Source organism: Streptomyces avermitilis MA-4680 = NBRC 14893, from assembly GCF_000009765.2.
GTDB lineage: Bacteria > Actinomycetota > Actinomycetes > Streptomycetales > Streptomycetaceae > Streptomyces > Streptomyces avermitilis.
In genome coordinates, this window is the sequence record NC_003155.5 from 5,788,710 (window position 1) to 5,804,769 (window position 16,060).

Consider the following 16,060-nt stretch of genomic DNA (forward strand, 5'->3'; position numbering starts at 1 on the left):
TCGAGCGGGCGTGGGCCGTCAGAGGCGCTCGGGCGTCCTGATGCCGAGGAGGGCCATGCCCTGGTGGAGCGTGCGGGCGGTGAGGTCGCACAGGAAGAGGCGGTTCTCCGCGACCTCCTGCGCCGGCGCCGGCTTGATGACCGGGCACTGGTCGTAGAACGTCGTGTAGAGCGACGCCAGTTGGTACAGGTACGCCGCCAGCTTGTGCGGGGCGTACTCGGCGGCGACCTCGTCCAGCGTCTCCCCGAACCGGTCCAGGTGCAGTCCCAGCGCCCGCTCCGCCGGGGCCAGTTCGAGCTCCGGGTGGGCCAGCGGCGTACGGTCGCCGGCCTTGCCGAAGATCGACCGGATACGGGCGTACGCGTACTGGAGGTACACGGACGTGTCGCCGTTCAGCGACACCATCTGGTCCAGGTCGAACTTGTAGTCCCGGACGGCGGAGGTGGAGAGGTCCGCGTACTTCACGGCGCCGATACCGACGTACCGGCCGTTCTCCTCGATCTCCTGCTCGCTCAGGCCCACCTTCTCGGCCTTCTCCCGTACGACGGCGGTGGCGCGGTCGATCGCCTCGTCCAGGAGGTCGACCAGCCGAATCGTCTCACCCTCACGCGTCTTGAACGGCTTGCCGTCCTTGCCCAGGACCGTGCCGAACGCCAGCTGCTGCGCCTGCACGTCGTCGTTCAGCCAGCCCGCCCTGCGCGCGGTCTCGAAGACCATCTTGAAGTGCAGGGACTGACGGGCGTCCACCACGTAGATGAGGCTGTTCGCCTTCAGGTTGAAGACCCGGTCCCTGATCGCCGACAGGTCGGTCGCCGCGTAGCCGTAGCCGCCGTCCGACTTCTTCACGATCAGCGGGACCGGGTTGCCGTCCGGGCCCTTCACGTCGTCGAAGAACACGCACAGCGCACCGTCGGAGCGGACCGCGACGCCCGACTCCTCCAGCAGGCGGCAGGTCTCGTCCAGCATGTCGTTGTAGCCCGACTCGCCGACCACGTCCGGATCCCGGATCTCCAGGTCCAGCTTGTCGAAGACCGAGTAGAAGTAGATCTTCGACTCGTCCACGAACTTCTGCCACATGGCGAGGGTCTCGGGCTCGCCCGCCTGGAGGTCGACCACCCGGCGCCGCGCCCGCGTCTTGAACTCCTCGTCGGAGTCGAAGAGCGTCCGCGCCGCCTTGTAGAGCCGGTTCAGGTTCGACATGGCCTCCTCGCCGGAGACCTCCGCCGCGCCCTTGTGGTCCAGCTCGTGCGGGTGCTCGATCAGGTACTGGATGAGCATGCCGAACTGGGTGCCCCAGTCGCCGATGTGGTGCCGCCGCACCACGTTCTCGCCCGTGAACTCCAGGATCTGGACCACCGCGTCACCGATGACGGCAGACCGCAGGTGGCCTACGTGCATCTCCTTCGCCACGTTCGGCTGCGCGTAGTCGATCACCGTCGTGCCCGGGTGCTCGGCGAGCGGCACGCCGAGGCGCTCGCCGTCCTCGTACCGCGCCGCCAGGTTCCGGGTGATGGCCTGGTCGGTGATCGTGATGTTCAGGAAGCCGGGGCCGGAGACCTCGATGTCCTTGATCACCTCACCCGACTCGACCCGCGCCACGACCTGCGTCGCCAGGTCTCTCGGGTTCGCCTTCGCCTTCTTCGCGAGAGCCAGGATCCCGTTGGCCTGGAAGTCGGCCCGGTCGCTTCGGCGCAGCAGCGGGTCCGCGGAACCGGCCTCCGGCAGAGCTGCCGAGAGGGCGTCCGCGAGGCGCTGATGGACGGAAGCGGTGAGGGACGTGACCGAGGCCATGGAGTGGCTGCCGTTCTAGTCGGGTTCCAGGGTTTCTGCGTACAGGAAAGCCAGTATCCCACGCGGTGAAAAGCCGTTTTCGCGGTTGCGGCCCGAGCTGGGAGAATGGTCGGGTCAGCCGTACTGGCGTATGAGAAAGAAGGACGTGCCGATCGTGGCTCAGAGCACCGAGACCACCGACTGGGTCTCCCGTTTCGCGGACGAGGTCATCGAGGAGTCGGAGCGTCGGGCCCCGGGCAAACCTGTGGTCGTCGCGTCCGGCCTCTCCCCGTCCGGCCCGATCCACCTCGGCAACCTCCGCGAGGTCATGACCCCGCACCTGGTCGCCGACGAGGTCCGCCGCCGCGGGCACACGGTGCGCCACCTGATCTCCTGGGACGACTACGACCGCTACCGCAAGGTCCCGGCCGGCGTCCCCGGCGTCGACGAGTCCTGGGCCGAGCACATCGGCAAGCCACTGACGTCCGTGCCGGCCCCGAAGGGCTCCGCGTACCCGAACTGGGCCGAGCACTTCAAGGCCGCGATGATCGAGGCGCTGGCCGAGCTGGGCGTCGAGTACGACGGGATCAGCCAGACCGAGCAGTACACCTCGGGCGTCTACCGCGAGCAGGTCCTGTTCGCGATGAAGCACCGCGGTGACATCGACGCGATCCTCGACCAGTACCGCACCAAGAAGGCCCCCGCCAAGAAGCAGCAGGGCCAGAAGCCGGTCGACGAGGCCGAGCTGGAGGCCGCCGAGGGCTCGGGCGCCGCCGCGGAGGACGACGGCAGCTCCGGCTCCGCCGGCTACTTCCCGTACAAGCCGTACTGCGGCCGGTGCGAGAAGGACCTCACCACGGTCACCGCGTACGACGACGACACCACCGAGCTGAGCTACACCTGCACCGCCTGTGGCCACTCCGAGACCGTGCGGCTGAGCGAGTTCAACCGCGGCAAGCTGGTCTGGAAGGTCGACTGGCCGATGCGCTGGGCCTACGAGGGAGTGGTCTTCGAGCCGAGCGGTGTCGACCACTCGTCCCCGGGCTCCAGCTTCCAGGTGGGCGGCCAGATCGTCGGCATCTTCGGCGGCAAGCAGCCCATCGGACCCATGTACGCGTTCGTCGGCATCAGCGGCATGGCGAAGATGTCGTCCAGCAAGGGCGGCGTCCCCACCCCGGCCGACGCGCTCCAGATCATGGAGCCGCAGCTGCTGCGCTGGCTGTACGCCCGCCGCCGGCCCAACCAGTCGTTCAAGATCGCCTTCGACCAGGAGATCCAGCGGCTCTACGACGAGTGGGACAAGCTGGCGGCCAAGGTCGCCGACGGGGCCGTACTCCCGGCGGACGCCGCCGCGTACGCGCGTGCCATCGGCACCGCCGCCGGGGAACTGCCGAGGACCCCCCGCCCGATGCCCTACCGCACCCTCGCCTCCGTCGCCGACATCACCGCCGGCGCCGAGGACCAGACCCTGCGGATCCTGAGCGAGCTCGACCCCGAGAACCCGCTCACGTCCCTGGACGAGGTCCGGCCCCGGCTCGACAAGGCCGAGACCTGGATCAACACGCAGGTCCCGGCCGAGGAGCGCACCGTCGTGCGCGACGAGCCCGACGCCGACCTCCTGAAGTCCCTCGACGACCAGGGCCGCGAGTCGCTGCGGCTGCTGCTGGAGGGACTGGACTCCAACTGGTCCCTGGACGGCCTCACCCACCTCGTGTACGGCGTCCCGAAGGTGCGGGCCGGCTTCTCCGCCGACGCCACACCCAAGGAGCTGCCGCAGGAGATCAAGGTCGCCCAGCGGACCTTCTTCGCGCTGCTGTACCACCTGCTGGTCGGCCGTGACACCGGACCGCGTCTGCCCACGCTGCTCCTCGCGGTCGGGCAGGACCGGGTGCGCAAGCTGCTCGGCGCGTAACCCCGGCGGCTACGACGAAGGGGGCGCCCGGTGTTCGCCGGGCGCCCCCTTCGTCGTACACGAGCTCAAGATCGCCGTACGCCCGCGGGAGCGTACGCGAGCTCGGGAACTACGCGATGTGGTCCTCCTCCAGCTCCGTGTTGAAACGGTTCTGGAAGCGGTTCATATAGCGCTTCAGCTCGCTGTCGGTGAGCGTGACGCCATACGTGGCCTCGACGTTGTTGCCGAACTCACCCTTCGTGGGCAGCCCCTGGCCAGGCATTATCGACTGGCGGAACACCTGGTAGAAGCTCTCCTCGCGGGACTTCTCGTCCGAGAGCGGCGACTGCTCCACCCGCTGGGCGGGGATGGGCAACGGCTCCGGCTCCGGGGCGCCGCCGTCGCCCAGCTGGCGCGTACGGCCGGGGCCCGCCGGGATCGGAAAGTTGCCGGTCTCTTCCGGGTCCGGCTCATTCTGCTCGGGCCCCTGCTCCTCGTACCACTGCTCGTACGCCTCCTCAGGCTCGTACGACGGATCGTAGCCGCCCCCGTAGACGACCTGCTGTTGAGGTGCCTGGAACCACGGGCTCTGGTCCGGCCCCGGCTCCTCGGGGTATTCCGGTTGCTCGGGAGGCCGGTTGTCCTGAGGCGCCGCCGCCTGCTGCGGGGCGGGCGCCGGCCCGGCGGCAAGGCTGCCCGCGGCGGGGTCCGCGGCCTCGAGCTGCGGTTGCGGCTGCGGCGCCGGCGGCAGCAGCACCGGTTCGATACCCGCCGCCGCCAGGCCCGACGGCGCCGTCTGCGCCAGCGGGACGCCGTAGCGCGCCAGCCGCAGCGGCATCAGCGACTCCACCGGGGCCTTGCGGCGCCAGCCGCGGCCGAAGCGGGAGTGGAGGCGCGCCTGGTAGACGAGACGTTCCTGCTCCAGCTTGATGACCTGCTCGTAGGAGCGCAGCTCCCACAGCTTCATCCGGCGCCAGAGCAGGAAGGTGGGGACCGGGGAGAGCAGCCAGCGGGTGAGGCGTACGCCCTCCATGTGCTTGTCGGCCGTGATGTCGGCGATCCGGCCGATCGCGTGCCGGGCCGCCTCCACCGCGACCACGAAGAGGATGGGGATCACCGCGTGCATCCCGACCCCGAGGGGGTCCGGCCAGGCCGCCGCGCCGTTGAACGCGATCGTCGCCGCCGTGAGCAGCCACGCCGTCTGGCGCAGGAGGGGGAAGGGGATGCGGATCCAGGTGAGGAGGAGGTCCATGGCGAGCAGGACGCAGATCCCCGCGTCGATGCCGATCGGGAAGACGTACGAGAAGTTCCCGAAGCCCTTCTTGATCGCGAGCTCACGGACGGCCGCGTACGAACCGGCGAAGCCGATACCGGCGATGATGACCGCACCGGTGACGACCACGCCGATGAGAACCCGGTGCATCCGTGTCAGCTGGAGTGGCGCGGACACCTGTACTCCCCTCCCTGTGCATGTTGTTGCGCGCAACAGGGTGGCACATGCGTACGGCGAACGGGCGGCCGGTACGGCAGGAGCCCGATCCGTGGGAGGACCGGGCTCCGGCAAGTGCCCTGGTGGCGCTACGAATTGAGCGGCATCCGACGGCCAGGATCCGGGTCAGTTCTTCTTGGACGCCGACGCCGACGCCGACGCGGACGGCGAGGCGTCCTTCGAGGCGGACCCGGAGGCCGGCTTCGAGGCCGACTTGGACGGGGAGGCGCTCTTCGAGGCCTCCTTCGACGGCGCCGCGCTCTCGCTCGCCGTGCCGTCGCCCTGGTTCGCGGCGATGACCGCGGCCACCGTCTCCTTCGCGGCCTTCTCCGCCGCCTTCGTCAGGTCGGCGGCGTCGGGGGTCTTCTCACCGGCGAGTCCGGCGCCGTTGTAGTCGAGCGTGACGACCACGTTCTCGATCCGCGTCACGACCGTCTGCTGCTTGAAGGAACCCTCCTTCTTCTTCAGGTCGTACCGCACCGCCGTCGCCTCGTCGCCCGTCCCGGACACCGGCTGCGTCCTGGCGTTCTTCGCGCCCTCCACCGCCTGCGCGTCCTTGACCTGCTTCACGTAGTACTCCTGCGCGAGCTCGTTGCCCTCGCCGCGCGCCGCGTCCGAGTCGAAGCGCAGCAACGACACGTTCAGCCAGCGGAACTGCGAGCCCTTGACGCCGTTGTTGTCGAGGCTGTCCCAGGAGCAGCTGCCCCGCGTCCCCGACTCGTTCGAAGCGCCCGCTTTGCCGGACTTGTTCGCCTTCGGGACGAGATCCGCCAGCGTCTTCTTCGCCAGCGCGTCGCAGGGCTTGGGCAGCGTCGCGTACGCGGCCTCCTGCACGGCCTTCTCCGAGGCGCTCTGCGAGGGCTGCGCACTGCTCGTCGCGGCTTCCTTCTGCGCGTCGTCACCGGAGCCGGAGTCCGAGGAGCAGCCGGAGGCGACGAGCATCACCGGGACGGCGGCCGCGCAGACAAGGGCGACGCGGTGGAGTCGCGAGGTCCGGCGCGCCGGCTCCTCGCGCTGCTCGAGCGGTCGGCGCTGCTCGCACTGGTCTCGCTGGTCTCGCTGTGCAGGTCGGTGCATGGTTCCTTCACTCATGACGCTCGTGGTTCCACTCATGACGCTCGTGGATCGTGCGGTCGGATCGGGTCCGAGGGGCCACGGTACGCGGTGGAGAACCTGTGCGGTTCCCGTTCGGGGGCTTTGCGGATCGGGGCCGCCGACCGGCCCAAGGGGGCTACCCGGCGAACGAATCGGCGAGCTGCTGGGCCAGTTTCCGCACCCTGTCCTGCATTTCCTCGCTGTCGGGGACCGTGCCGGGATGCGCCGACTGCTCGTCGTACCCGATGCTCACGACGACGTTGGACGTGCGGAACACCACAGTCACGGTGCGCTGCCTGGCCGTGCTCAGCACGTCGTTCAGGAACGCCGCGTCGCCGAGATCGTCGAGGGTCCGGGGCTGGAGGTCGGCCGGGGTTCCGGTGGCCGTGGCACCGGCGGTCGCGGTGGCGGAGCCGGACGAAGAGGCGCCGCCGGAACCCGCACTCCTGCTGCTGTCGCCGGAGGGCGTGGGCGACGCCGAGCCGGACGGGCTCGTGCTCGTGGACGACTCGGAACCCTCGGAACCCTCGGAACCCTCGGGACCGGAGCCGCTCGCGGACGGCTCCGGAAGGTTCGCGTCCGTCTGCTTGGCCGCGAACACCTTCTGGGCGCGGGTGTCGTCGCTGACCGCGTTGTCGTACGAGACGACCCGCTCGAAGTCGACGAGCAGATGGTCCGTGGCGTCGGTCGACTCGGCCTTCCAACGGCAGCCGGAGCGGCGGTCGTTGTCATAGGTGGGCGTGGCCTCGCCCTGGTACGCCCGGTCGCGCTGCTCCTGGTCCGTGAGCTGCTCGATGCCGGGCAGCAGCGAGTCGAGCGTGCCCTGGCTCAGGGCGCTGCACGCGTCGGAGAGGGTGCGGTACTTGCCGGGCTGGGCGGCCGTGGCGCTCGGGCCGGTATCGCCGGGCTTCGGGTCGTCCGGCGGGCTGTCGCTGCCGGATCCGCCGGTGCAGGCGGCCAGCAGCGCCGCGAGGAGCACGGCGGCGCCGGGTACGTACGCCTTCCGCTGCACGGTGAGGCTCCTCTCGACGGTTCTCTGGTCCCCGGGGTCGGGGTGCGTCCAGTGGTGACACGGCTGGTTACGGCTGGTGAGGGCCGTAATTCGGTTGCCGCGAGGGGCGGGCCCCTGCAGACAATGTGTATCGCACGCACTGCCGTGAACGCCGGTCCGTTGTCCTGAACGTTGACCTTGGCGCTGGTTTTTGCGATCTGAGACTTCTGTTTGTTTTTCGGGGGAATGAGGACGATATGTCGTACGTGGAGATGCCGGGCGCGAAGGTTCCGATCCGTATGTGGACGGACCCGGCGACGGTCGAGGACGTCGCCCTGCGCCAGTTGCAGAACGTCGCGACCCTGCCCTGGATCAAGGGCCTCGCGGTCATGCCGGACGTGCACTACGGAAAGGGCGCGACGGTCGGATCGGTCATCGCGATGCAGGGCGCGGTGTGTCCCGCGGCGGTGGGGGTGGACATCGGGTGCGGCATGTCCGCCGTCAGGACGTCACTGACCGCCAATGACCTGCCGGGGGATCTTTCACGGCTTCGGTCGAAGATCGAGGAGGCCATTCCGGTGGGGCGGGGGATGCATGAGTCTCCGGTCGAGCCGGGGCGGTTCCATGGCATGGCCACGGCTGGCTGGGACGACTTCTGGGGGCGGTTCGACGGGGTTGCCGAGGCTGTGAAGTTCCGGCAGGGGCGGGCCATAAAGCAGATGGGAACGCTCGGCGGAGGGAATCACCTGATCGAAACTTGTCTCGATGAGTCAGGTTCGGTCTGGTTGATGCTGCACTCCGGTTCCCGGAACATCGGCAAGGAGCTGGCCGAGTACCACATCGGCGTCGCGCAGGGGCTCCCGCACAACCAGGGGCTCGTCGACCGTGATCTGGCGGTGTTCGTCTCGGACACACCGCAGATGGCGGCCTATCGAAATGACCTCTACTGGGCTCAGGAGTACGCCAAGTACAACCGCGCGATCATGATGGCACTCCTGAAGGACGTGATCCGGAAGGAGTTCAAGAAGGCGAAGCCCACCTTCGACCAGGAGATCTCCTGTCACCACAATTACGTCTCGGAGGAGCGGTACGAAGGCATGGACCTGCTGGTCACCCGCAAGGGCGCGATCCGCGCGGGTTCCGGTGAGTACGGGATCATCCCCGGATCGATGGGCACCAGCTCGTACATCGTGAAGGGGCGTGGAAACGAAAAGGCCTTCAACTCGGCCTCGCACGGCGCGGGCCGGCGTATGAGTCGCAACGCGGCGAAGCGGCGCTTCACGGTCCGGGATCTGGAAGAGCAGACGCGGGGAGTCGAGTGCCGTAAGGACTCCGGCGTGCTCGACGAGATCCCGGCGGCCTACAAGAACATCGACCAGGTGATGGAGCAGCAGCGCGATCTCGTCGAGGTCGTGGCAAAGCTGAAGCAGTTCATCTGTGTAAAGGGCTGATGCACGAGGTCCCCGGGGAAAGTCGGGGACCTCGCCCATCTGGTTATTGGTCGCTTGGCATGGGCACCTGGCCGGTGCGCAGGCGCCAAAGACGGATGCAGCAGCTCTTCTCGGTTCGGCCGAGTTCTTTTGCCGCTGCCGCGTCGTTGTTCAGCCTCAGCAGTACGCGGTCCTCCCAGCCGTTCCAACGCCGGCGGTCGGGCGCGACCTTCATGCCTTCCGGACGAACCCAAGCGCCCAGCGAGTCGGCGGCGGTTTGCTTACGCGCCAGCGACAGACAGTCTTTGTAGTAGAGGTGAGCCGCCAGCTCCTGGGCGTTCTCCTTCGTGTAAGGGATGTTGTAGATGCGGTCTCGGGCGTTGCGCTTGAGGGTGCGCTCGGCTCCTGTCACCTTCCCGGCGTAGAAGCACAGGTAGGCGCCGATGGCCGTGCTCTGCGTGGTGAGAGAGACGAACGGGTAGCCCTGGCTCGTGTAACCCACCGAACCGTCGGCGTCGATGACGCCTCGGAGGTAGTCGCGGTGGGAGAACTGTCCTTGTGGCGGGGCGACATCCTTGGAACCTGCGAAGAATCTCGATGTCCCGGACGCTGATCTCGACGGACAACTTGCCCTTCTGTCCCACTCCTTGCTCCAGGTGCCCGTCGGCTTGCAAGAACCCGAACATGTAGGCGTAGTGGGGGTCTTCGAGGTCCATGAACCCCGTCGTGTCGACGCCGAGGGCGTCGGTAAGCGTGCTTCGGTGCGCGCTAGGCTCGCGGTCAGCCATGAGGAAGATGGTCCTTCCTTGCTGGTCAGGCCCTCGGTCGGGATTGCCGTCCCGGCCGGGGGCCGTCCTGTTTGATGTTGTGGCGCGAGCCTAGGTCGGGAGTTCGGTCATCGCCCGGGTGATCGAGACGGTTCATCCGTGTGAGTGAGCCGCCGCGTCGTCGAGTCTTGTGGGGGCGAGGCCACCGGTCTGTCTGAGGGGGCCCATGCCGAGGCGGCTCCCCGGCTGCGCCTACTTCGTGTGGGTCACCGCGTAGATCATCACGAACGCGACGATGTGGATGCCGAAGAGGAAGTACGCGAGGTAGTACCAGACGTAGCGTTCCCGTTTCTTCTCCAGGGCCAGCCGCTGCTGCTCCCCGTCGCCGGCGGGCTCGGCCATCACGACTCCCGGTGGACCTTCGTGTTCGAGGCCTGTGCGCGGGGGCGGACGACGAGGAGGTCGATGTTGACGTGGCTGGGGCGGGTGATCGCCCAGGTGATGGTGTCGGCGACATCGTCGGCGGTGAGCGGTGCGGCCACGCCCGCGTAGACCTTGGCCGCCTTCTCCTGGTCGCCGCCGAAGCGGGTCAGCGCGAACTCGTCCGTCTTGACCATGCCGGGCGCGACCTCGATGACGCGGACGGGCGTGCCGACGATCTCCAGGCGGAGGGTCTCGGCGAGGACGTGCTCGGCGTGCTTGGCGGCGACATAGCCCGCGCCGCCCTCGTACGTGCCGTGCCCCGCGGTGGACGTGAGCACGACCACCGTGCCGTCGCCGCTCGCGGTGAGCGCGGGGAGCAGGGCCTGGGTGACGTTCAGCGTGCCGATGACGTTCGTCTCGTACATCTGGCGCCACTCCGCCGGGTCGCCGCTCGCGACCGGGTCGGCGCCCAGTGCGCCGCCCGCGTTGTTCACCAGGACGCCGATGGTCTTGAAGGCCGTGGCGAACTCGTCGACCGCCGCGCGGTCGGTGACGTCCAGCGCGTACGCCGTCGCCTCGTGGCCCGCCGCGCCCAGCTCCTTGGCGAGCGCCTCGATACGGTCCGTGCGGCGGGCGGTGAGGACGACGCGATAGCCCGCCTCGGCGAGCTGCCGGGCCGTCGCGGCACCGATTCCGCTGCTGGCGCCGGTGACGACGGCGATACGGGAGGCGGCGGACGGGGCGGCGGGGGCGGTCATGGACGTGACTCCTTGCGGTGCGCTTGCTCGTCGCTCTGGCGGGCTCTTGTGGGTATGCCTGCCAGGATAGGCCGGTGCCGTGCGCGCGGGGGCGGGTGCCGTCCCTCGGCTCAGTTGCCGCCCCGCGGCGCGTACATGATCACTGTCATTCCGGCGAGGCAGATGAGCGCGCCGGTGACGTCCCAGCGGTCGGGCCGGTAGCCGTCCGCGACCATGCCCCAGGCGAGCGAGCCGGCCACGAAGACGCCTCCGTACGCGGCGAGGATGCGGCCGAACTCGGCGTCCGGCTGGAGGGTGGCGACAAAGCCGTACACGCCCAGCGCCATGACGCCCGCGCCGATCCACAGCCAGCCGCGGTGTTCGCGCACGCCCTGCCAGACGAGCCAGGCGCCGCCGATCTCGAAGAGGGCGGCGGCGACGAAGAGGGCGGCGGAGCGGAGGACGAGCATGCGGTCACTGTGGCACGCGGTTTCTCGGCACGCGGTTTGTCGGGAGCGACCGGCCCCTGACCCACGAGACGTCTGCGTCGTACGATTTCTGCACCACGCAGACGAAAGGCGGGTGCCATGTCCGGGAAGGCCGACGGCGGCGGAAGCGCGCGGGAGCGGCTGCTCGACGAGCTGTCCGACGTGTCCCGGCGGTACATGGCCTCGTACGCCCTGTTCAACCAGGCCATCGCCGACCACCTGAAGCTGCATCCGACCGATCTCCAGTGCCTGAACCTGCTCGGCCTGGAGGCCGGGCCCGTGACGACCGGGCGGATCGCCGAGCTGACGGGGCTGACGACCGGTTCGGCGACGCGGCTCGTGGACCGGCTGGAGAAGGCGGGCTACGTCGTACGGGAGCGGGACGCGGCCGACCGGCGGCGGGTGCTGGTGGCGACCGTGCCGGAGCGGATGGCCGAGTTCGGGCGGCTGTGGGACCGGCTGGGCCCCCGGTGGTACATGCTCTTCGAGGAGCTGGACGCGAGTGAACTCGCCCTGATCATCGGCCATATGCGGCGCACGGTCGACTTCACCGCCGGACAGGTCGCCCGGCTGCGCGAGGGCGACATCTGAACCGGGGGCCCAACTCCCGCCCCGGCCCTAGTGCTCCTCCGCGTCGTACTGTTCCCGCGCCTCGTTGACCTGCTCGATGTGCAGCTCCGCCCAGTCCTTCACCGCGCTGAGCAGGCAGCTGAGGCTGGTGCCGAGGGGTGTCAGCTCGTAGTCGACGCGGACCGGTACGGAAGGGGTCACGGTCCGGGCGACGATCCCGTCGCGCTCCAGTGCGCGCAGCGTCTGCGTCAGCATCTTGGGGCTGACGCCCGCGATCTTGCGGCCGAGGTCGCTGTAGCGCATGGATCCGGCGGCGAGCGCGCTGACGACGAGGCTGACCCACTTGTCACTGATGCGGTCGAGAAGCTGGTTGGTGGGGCAGCTGCGGATGAACGCGTCGTACTCGCGTCGCGCCTGATCGCGCCGCTGGGCGGCGGTCATGGTCGCCATACGGGTCACCTCCCGGTGAGGTACGCACCTTCAGGTGCCTACTTTCCAAAAGATAGTAGCTCTTCCTAGGGTTGTTGCAACGGGAAAGAAAGCCATGTGAACCCCCGTGAAGCCCTGCAAAACCCTATGAATCTGGAGATGCTTCATGCGTGCTGTAGTCGTGACGTCCTTCGGTGGGCCCGAGGCCGTCGAGATCGTGGAGACCGGGGTGCCGGAGCCGGCTGCCCGGCAGGTGCGGATCAAGGTCGCGGCCGCCGCGCTCAACCCCGTTGACGCGGGCGTGCGTTCGGGTGTCTTCGGTGGCGCGGGCAAGCGGCTGGGGCTCGGCTGGGATGTGGCCGGGACCATCGACGCGGTGGGCGTGGCCACGGGCTGGACCGTCGGCGAGGAGGTGGTGGCTCTGGCGTACGGCGCCGCCAAGTCCCTCGGTACGCACGCCGATTACGTGGTCGTGGATGCGGACGCGGTCGCGAAGGCGCCGGTCTCGGTGGACGCGGTGCACGCCGCCACCGTGCCGCTCAACGCCCTCACCGCCGCGCAGGCCCTGGACCTGCTGGCCCTGGAGCCGGGGCAGCGTCTGCTGGTGACGGGTGCGGCGGGCGCCGTCGGCGGTTACGCCGCCCACCGCGGCATCGCGGTGACCGCGCTGGCCCGCGAGGCCGACGCGGAGCTCGTACGTTCCCTGGGGGCGGCCGAGTCGGTGACCGGGCCCGTGGCGCCGGGGAGTGTGGACGCGGTGCTGGACGCGGCGATCCTGGGCGCGGCGGCGCTGGAGTGGGTGCGGGACGGCGGCGCGTTCGCCGGTGTCATCCCGCAGGCGCAGCCGGCGTCGGAGCGCGGGGTGCGGACGGGCGCGGTCGAGGTGAGCCCCGACGGGGCGCGGCTCGCGGAGCTGGTGGCTCTGGTCGACGAGGGCGTGCTGACCCCGCGGGTGGCCGAGACGTACGCGCTGGCCGAGGTGGCCAAGGCGCACGCCCGGCTGGCGGAGGGGGGCCTGCGGGGGCGGGTCGTGCTGATCCCCTGATCCCTTGATCCCCTGATCTTCCGATGCCCAGGTTCCCTGGCCCCGGCTCCCCCCTGCGACTGCTAATGGTGCTCTTCGCGCGCCTTGCGCGGCAGCAGTCGTACGAGGGAGCAGCACAGCAGGGTCACGGCGGCGACCACGGTGAGGCTCACGGTCATGGCGTGGGTCGCGCCGCCGGCCGTGTGGAAGTAGACGGTGGTGACGGCGGCCGCTCCGACGGCGCCCGCGAGCTGCTGGGCCGCGCCGAGCGAACCGCCGGCGCTGCCCGCCTCCTCGTCCGTGATGTCGCCGAGGGTGACGTCGTACATGCTCCCGAAGCAGGTGCCCATCCCGAGGCCGATGACGAGCAGGGGCGGTACGAGGGTCCAGGCGCCCGTGTCCGTGCCGGAGAGGGCGACGAGGGTCAGCAGGTACGCCGTTCCGGCGAGGGTGATGAGCAGCCCGCCGAGGACCAGTCGGCGGCCGAGCCGGCCGATCAGCCGGTAGCAGGCGATGGACGCGATGACGATGCCGGCGGACAGCGGCATCAGGCCGAGCGCGGCCCCGGAGGGCGAGCGGCCGAGGCCCTGTTGCAGGAAGAGCGAGATGACGTAGAGGAGTCCGGCGACGGCGGCGAAGAAGACGGTGCCGAGAGCGAGTCCGGAGGTGAAGCCGCGGTTGCGGAGGAGGGAGGGCCGGATGAGGGGGTTCTCGGCGGTGCGCTGACGGTGGCAGAAGAGGGCGAACAGGACGAGGCCGGCGGCGGTGAGGAGGGCGGGCGTGGCGGTCCAGCCGTGTGCCGAGCCCTGGATCAGCCCGCCGAGCAGGCCGAGCATGGCGCCGCCGAGGAGGGCCGATCCGGGCCCGTCGACGGTGACCGCGCGGTCACCGGTGTCACGGGGGAGCAGCCGGGCGGCGGCGAGGAGCGCGGCTCCGCCGAGCACCAGGTTGATGAGGAACATCGGGCGCCAGCCGAGTCCGGCGAGGTCGGCGTCGACGAGGAACCCGGCGAGGACCGGGCCGCCGACGGCGGACAGGCCCATCACCGGTCCGAAGCAGCTGTAGGCCTTGCGTATCTGGTCGCGTGGCCAGGTGGCGCCGAGGATGCCGAAGCCCTGCGGGATGACGAGCGCGCCGAACGCGCCCTGGAACAGGCGGGCGACCACGAGCGCCTGCGGGTTCCAGGCGAGCCCGCAGACGAGCGAGGCGGCGGTGAACCCGCTGAGCCCGGCGAGGAACAGCCGGCGGCGGCCGTGGCGGTCGCCGAGCCGTCCGCCGAGGACGAGCAGCACGCCGAGCGCGAGCGCGTAGGAGGCGCCGAGCCACTGGACGAGGGCGGTGCCGCCGCCGAGGTCGGCGGCGATCGTCGGGGCGGCGATGTTCGTGATGGTGCTGTCGAGGAGGTCGAGGACGTCGGCGGCGAGAACGACCCCGAGGACCGCCCAGCGGGTGCGGGCGGGCAGCTGTTTTTCTTTTGCGTCATGCAGTATCTGCGTCACGCAGATAAATGTGGGTGAGGCGCCCGGGTGGTGTCAAGGCGAATACCGCGAATGCCGGTACGGGACCCGGCCCGGACCCCGGCTCGCTAGGGTGCCGGGGTATGAAGATCATCGACCTGGAGCCCGGCGACGCGCGGCTCGACGCCGAGATACTGCCCGTCCTGCGCGAACTGCGTCCGCACCTGACCCCGGAGCTCTTCGCGGAGGTGTACGCCGAGGGGTACGCGCAGGGCCTGCGCTTCACCGCCGCCTACGCCGACGACGGGACCTGTGCCGGTGTCGCCGGCTGGCGCGTGATCGTCAATACGAGCGCCCTGCGCAAGCTGTACGTCGACGACCTGGTGACCGCGGAGAGCGCCCGTTCCGGCGGGGTCGGCCATGCTCTCCTCGCGCACCTGGAGAGCCGCGCCCGCGTCCTCGGCTGCCATGTGCTGAACCTGGACTCCGGCACGAAGCGCACCGCCGCCCACCGCTTCTATCTGCGCGAACGCATGGACATCACCGGGTTCCACTTCGTGAAGCGGCTCGACTAGGTCCTGTCGTCGCGGAGCGGACGGGAGTCTGACGACAGGGCCCAGGGCGCTCGAACGACCAGGACGCTCGAACGCCGATGTTGTCTCCGGTCGACATCAGCCGGTGTGCGGGCCCGCCGCGTACGCCGTCGGTGGCACCCCCACCGTCGCGGTGAAGTCGCGCACCAGATGGGCCTGGTCCGCGTAGCCGAGGTCGGCGGCGAGGCCCGCCCAGTCCACCTCGCGGGAGTTCTCCGCGTGCTCCAGGGCCTGGTGGATGCGGTAGCGGAGGATGATCCACTTCGGGCCGACGCCGACGTACGCGGCGAACAGGCGCTGCATCACGCGTACGGACACGCCCTCCGCGCGGGCGAAGTCGCCGACGCGACGGATCGTACGGTCGGTGCGGATGCGGTCGACGAGGGCCATCGCGAGGTCGGCCTGGGGGTCGGGCCGCGGGCCGATGCTCAGCAGGAAGGCGTCCAGGGCGGCCACGCGCGCGTCCTCGTCGTCCGGGGTGAGGACGGCCGGGAGGTCGGCCCCCGGGGACACCTCCGGCAGGGGGACCCGGCGACCGGTCCACTCCGTCGCCGCGTGGTCCGGCGCGAAGGGGCGGAAGCCGCCGGGCCGGAACTTGATCCCGCACACCCGGCCCCGCCCCTGGAGCTTCTGTGTGAACAGCTCCAGCCCGATGCCCGCGACCTCGCCGAAGCCCTCCTGGCCCGCGTACTTCTGGAAGACGACATTGACGGACGGGTGCGGGACGACATGGGAGGCGTACGGCTGCGTCAGGTCCCAGTCGATCAGCCAGTAGTGCTCCAGATACGGGCGCAGCGGCTCGGCGGGCTCGCGGCGCCGGAAGTCGACGCGCGCGAAGAGCTCCGCGGCGTCGACGATGCCTTGGGTGTCCCGGCGTGGAGCGGCCATGAGGGGATCGTAGGGCGG

General features: G+C 69.9%; 16 protein-coding genes. 5 read left to right on the forward strand and 11 right to left on the reverse strand.

The features are described 5' to 3' along the window. Nucleotides 1–18: 18 nt before the first annotated feature. Entirely contained in the window at nucleotides 19–1,791 is a 1,773-nt protein-coding gene (gene argS / locus SAVERM_RS24520) for an arginine--tRNA ligase (RefSeq protein WP_010986171.1), read from the reverse strand. 145 nt (nucleotides 1,792–1,936) lie between these two features. Here argS and lysS point away from each other — a divergent pair, with 145 nt between their 5' ends. Next, nucleotides 1,937–3,682, forward strand: coding sequence for a lysine--tRNA ligase (gene lysS, locus SAVERM_RS24525; RefSeq protein ID WP_037648074.1), 1,746 nt, complete (start codon nucleotides 1,937–1,939; stop codon nucleotides 3,680–3,682). Between the two features lie 109 nt (nucleotides 3,683–3,791). Here the strand turns inward: lysS and SAVERM_RS24530 are convergent, their stop codons facing one another. From SAVERM_RS24530 to SAVERM_RS24540, 3 genes are all read right to left on the reverse strand, one after another. Next, a complete protein-coding gene (locus SAVERM_RS24530) occupies nucleotides 3,792–5,111 on the reverse strand; it encodes a DUF2637 domain-containing protein (protein WP_010986173.1) in 1,320 nt (439 codons plus the stop codon). A 165-nt stretch (nucleotides 5,112–5,276) separates the two neighbouring features. After that, nucleotides 5,277–6,227 carry a DUF3558 family protein gene (locus tag SAVERM_RS24535; protein WP_010986174.1) on the reverse strand — a complete coding sequence of 317 codons (951 nt, stop codon included), beginning with the start codon at nucleotides 6,225–6,227 and terminating at the stop codon, nucleotides 5,277–5,279. Nucleotides 6,228–6,381: 154 nt separating this feature from the next. Then, nucleotides 6,382–7,257: a hypothetical protein gene (locus SAVERM_RS24540; RefSeq protein ID WP_010986175.1), complete on the reverse strand. Its 876-nt coding sequence runs from the start codon at nucleotides 7,255–7,257 to the stop codon at nucleotides 6,382–6,384. Between the two features lie 236 nt (nucleotides 7,258–7,493). On the opposite strand from SAVERM_RS24540, the gene SAVERM_RS24545 reads away from it, so the two are divergent. Continuing rightward, a complete protein-coding gene (locus SAVERM_RS24545) occupies nucleotides 7,494–8,687 on the forward strand; it encodes an RtcB family protein (RefSeq protein WP_010986176.1) in 1,194 nt (397 codons plus the stop codon). A 43-nt stretch (nucleotides 8,688–8,730) separates the two neighbouring features. On the opposite strand, the gene SAVERM_RS40405 is transcribed toward SAVERM_RS24545, so the two are convergent. The 4 genes from SAVERM_RS40405 to SAVERM_RS24560 all read right to left on the reverse strand — a co-directional run bounded on the left by SAVERM_RS40405 (nucleotide 8,731) and on the right by SAVERM_RS24560 (nucleotide 11,063). Further along, nucleotides 8,731–9,168, reverse strand: coding sequence for a hypothetical protein (locus tag SAVERM_RS40405; protein ID WP_010986177.1), 438 nt, complete (start codon nucleotides 9,166–9,168; stop codon nucleotides 8,731–8,733). A gap of 517 nt (nucleotides 9,169–9,685) precedes the next feature. Further along, the gene (locus SAVERM_RS43385) at nucleotides 9,686–9,835 is read right to left on the reverse strand and encodes a hypothetical protein (protein ID WP_167544200.1); all 150 of its coding nucleotides are present in this window, start codon (nucleotides 9,833–9,835) and stop codon (nucleotides 9,686–9,688) included. After that, nucleotides 9,835–10,614 carry an SDR family NAD(P)-dependent oxidoreductase gene (locus tag SAVERM_RS24555; protein WP_010986178.1) on the reverse strand — a complete coding sequence of 260 codons (780 nt, stop codon included), beginning with the start codon at nucleotides 10,612–10,614 and terminating at the stop codon, nucleotides 9,835–9,837. Before SAVERM_RS24555 ends, SAVERM_RS43385 begins: the two co-directional genes overlap by 1 nt. A gap of 110 nt (nucleotides 10,615–10,724) precedes the next feature. Next, nucleotides 10,725–11,063: a YnfA family protein gene (locus SAVERM_RS24560; protein WP_010986179.1), complete on the reverse strand. Its 339-nt coding sequence runs from the start codon at nucleotides 11,061–11,063 to the stop codon at nucleotides 10,725–10,727. Between the two features lie 117 nt (nucleotides 11,064–11,180). On the opposite strand from SAVERM_RS24560, the gene SAVERM_RS24565 reads away from it, so the two are divergent. Beyond that, a complete protein-coding gene (locus SAVERM_RS24565) occupies nucleotides 11,181–11,672 on the forward strand; it encodes a MarR family winged helix-turn-helix transcriptional regulator (RefSeq protein WP_010986180.1) in 492 nt (163 codons plus the stop codon). A 27-nt stretch (nucleotides 11,673–11,699) separates the two neighbouring features. Here SAVERM_RS24565 and SAVERM_RS24570 read toward each other — a convergent pair whose 3' ends face one another. Further along, entirely contained in the window at nucleotides 11,700–12,101 is a 402-nt protein-coding gene (locus SAVERM_RS24570) for a winged helix-turn-helix transcriptional regulator (RefSeq protein WP_037648000.1), read from the reverse strand. Nucleotides 12,102–12,246: 145 nt separating this feature from the next. Here SAVERM_RS24570 and SAVERM_RS24575 point away from each other — a divergent pair, with 145 nt between their 5' ends. Continuing rightward, the gene (locus tag SAVERM_RS24575; RefSeq protein WP_010986182.1) at nucleotides 12,247–13,125 is read left to right on the forward strand and encodes an NADP-dependent oxidoreductase; all 879 of its coding nucleotides are present in this window, start codon (nucleotides 12,247–12,249) and stop codon (nucleotides 13,123–13,125) included. 62 nt (nucleotides 13,126–13,187) lie between these two features. On the opposite strand, the gene SAVERM_RS24580 is transcribed toward SAVERM_RS24575, so the two are convergent. Continuing rightward, nucleotides 13,188–14,603 carry an MFS transporter gene (locus tag SAVERM_RS24580; protein WP_010986183.1) on the reverse strand — a complete coding sequence of 472 codons (1,416 nt, stop codon included), beginning with the start codon at nucleotides 14,601–14,603 and terminating at the stop codon, nucleotides 13,188–13,190. A gap of 101 nt (nucleotides 14,604–14,704) precedes the next feature. On the opposite strand from SAVERM_RS24580, the gene SAVERM_RS24585 reads away from it, so the two are divergent. Beyond that, complete coding sequence (locus SAVERM_RS24585) at nucleotides 14,705–15,136, forward strand: GNAT family N-acetyltransferase (RefSeq protein WP_037647995.1); 432 nt, start codon at nucleotides 14,705–14,707, stop codon at nucleotides 15,134–15,136. Nucleotides 15,137–15,232: 96 nt separating this feature from the next. Here SAVERM_RS24585 and SAVERM_RS24590 read toward each other — a convergent pair whose 3' ends face one another. Then, nucleotides 15,233–16,042, reverse strand: coding sequence for a helix-turn-helix domain-containing protein (locus SAVERM_RS24590; protein ID WP_010986185.1), 810 nt, complete (start codon nucleotides 16,040–16,042; stop codon nucleotides 15,233–15,235). Nucleotides 16,043–16,060: the final 18 nt, after the last annotated feature.

Bases quoted from the DNA above. Each gene is read 5' to 3' on its own strand.
- argS (WP_010986171.1), bottom strand. From the start codon at position 1,791: ATGGCCTCGGTCACGTCCCTCACCGCTTCCGTCCATCAGCGCCTCGCG.
- SAVERM_RS24535 (WP_010986174.1), bottom strand. From the start codon at position 6,227: ATGCACCGACCTGCACAGCGAGACCAGCGAGACCAGTGCGAGCAGCGC.
- SAVERM_RS24545 (WP_010986176.1), top strand. From the start codon at position 7,494: ATGTCGTACGTGGAGATGCCGGGCGCGAAGGTTCCGATCCGTATGTGG.
- SAVERM_RS43385 (WP_167544200.1), bottom strand. From the start codon at position 9,835: ATGGCCGAGCCCGCCGGCGACGGGGAGCAGCAGCGGCTGGCCCTGGAG.
- SAVERM_RS24555 (WP_010986178.1), bottom strand. From the start codon at position 10,614: ATGACCGCCCCCGCCGCCCCGTCCGCCGCCTCCCGTATCGCCGTCGTC.
- SAVERM_RS24560 (WP_010986179.1), bottom strand. From the start codon at position 11,063: ATGCTCGTCCTCCGCTCCGCCGCCCTCTTCGTCGCCGCCGCCCTCTTC.
- SAVERM_RS24565 (WP_010986180.1), top strand. From the start codon at position 11,181: ATGTCCGGGAAGGCCGACGGCGGCGGAAGCGCGCGGGAGCGGCTGCTC.
- SAVERM_RS24570 (WP_037648000.1), bottom strand. From the start codon at position 12,101: ATGGCGACCATGACCGCCGCCCAGCGGCGCGATCAGGCGCGACGCGAG.
- SAVERM_RS24575 (WP_010986182.1), top strand. From the start codon at position 12,247: ATGCGTGCTGTAGTCGTGACGTCCTTCGGTGGGCCCGAGGCCGTCGAG.
- SAVERM_RS24585 (WP_037647995.1), top strand. From the start codon at position 14,705: ATGAAGATCATCGACCTGGAGCCCGGCGACGCGCGGCTCGACGCCGAG.
- SAVERM_RS24590 (WP_010986185.1), bottom strand. From the start codon at position 16,042: ATGGCCGCTCCACGCCGGGACACCCAAGGCATCGTCGACGCCGCGGAG.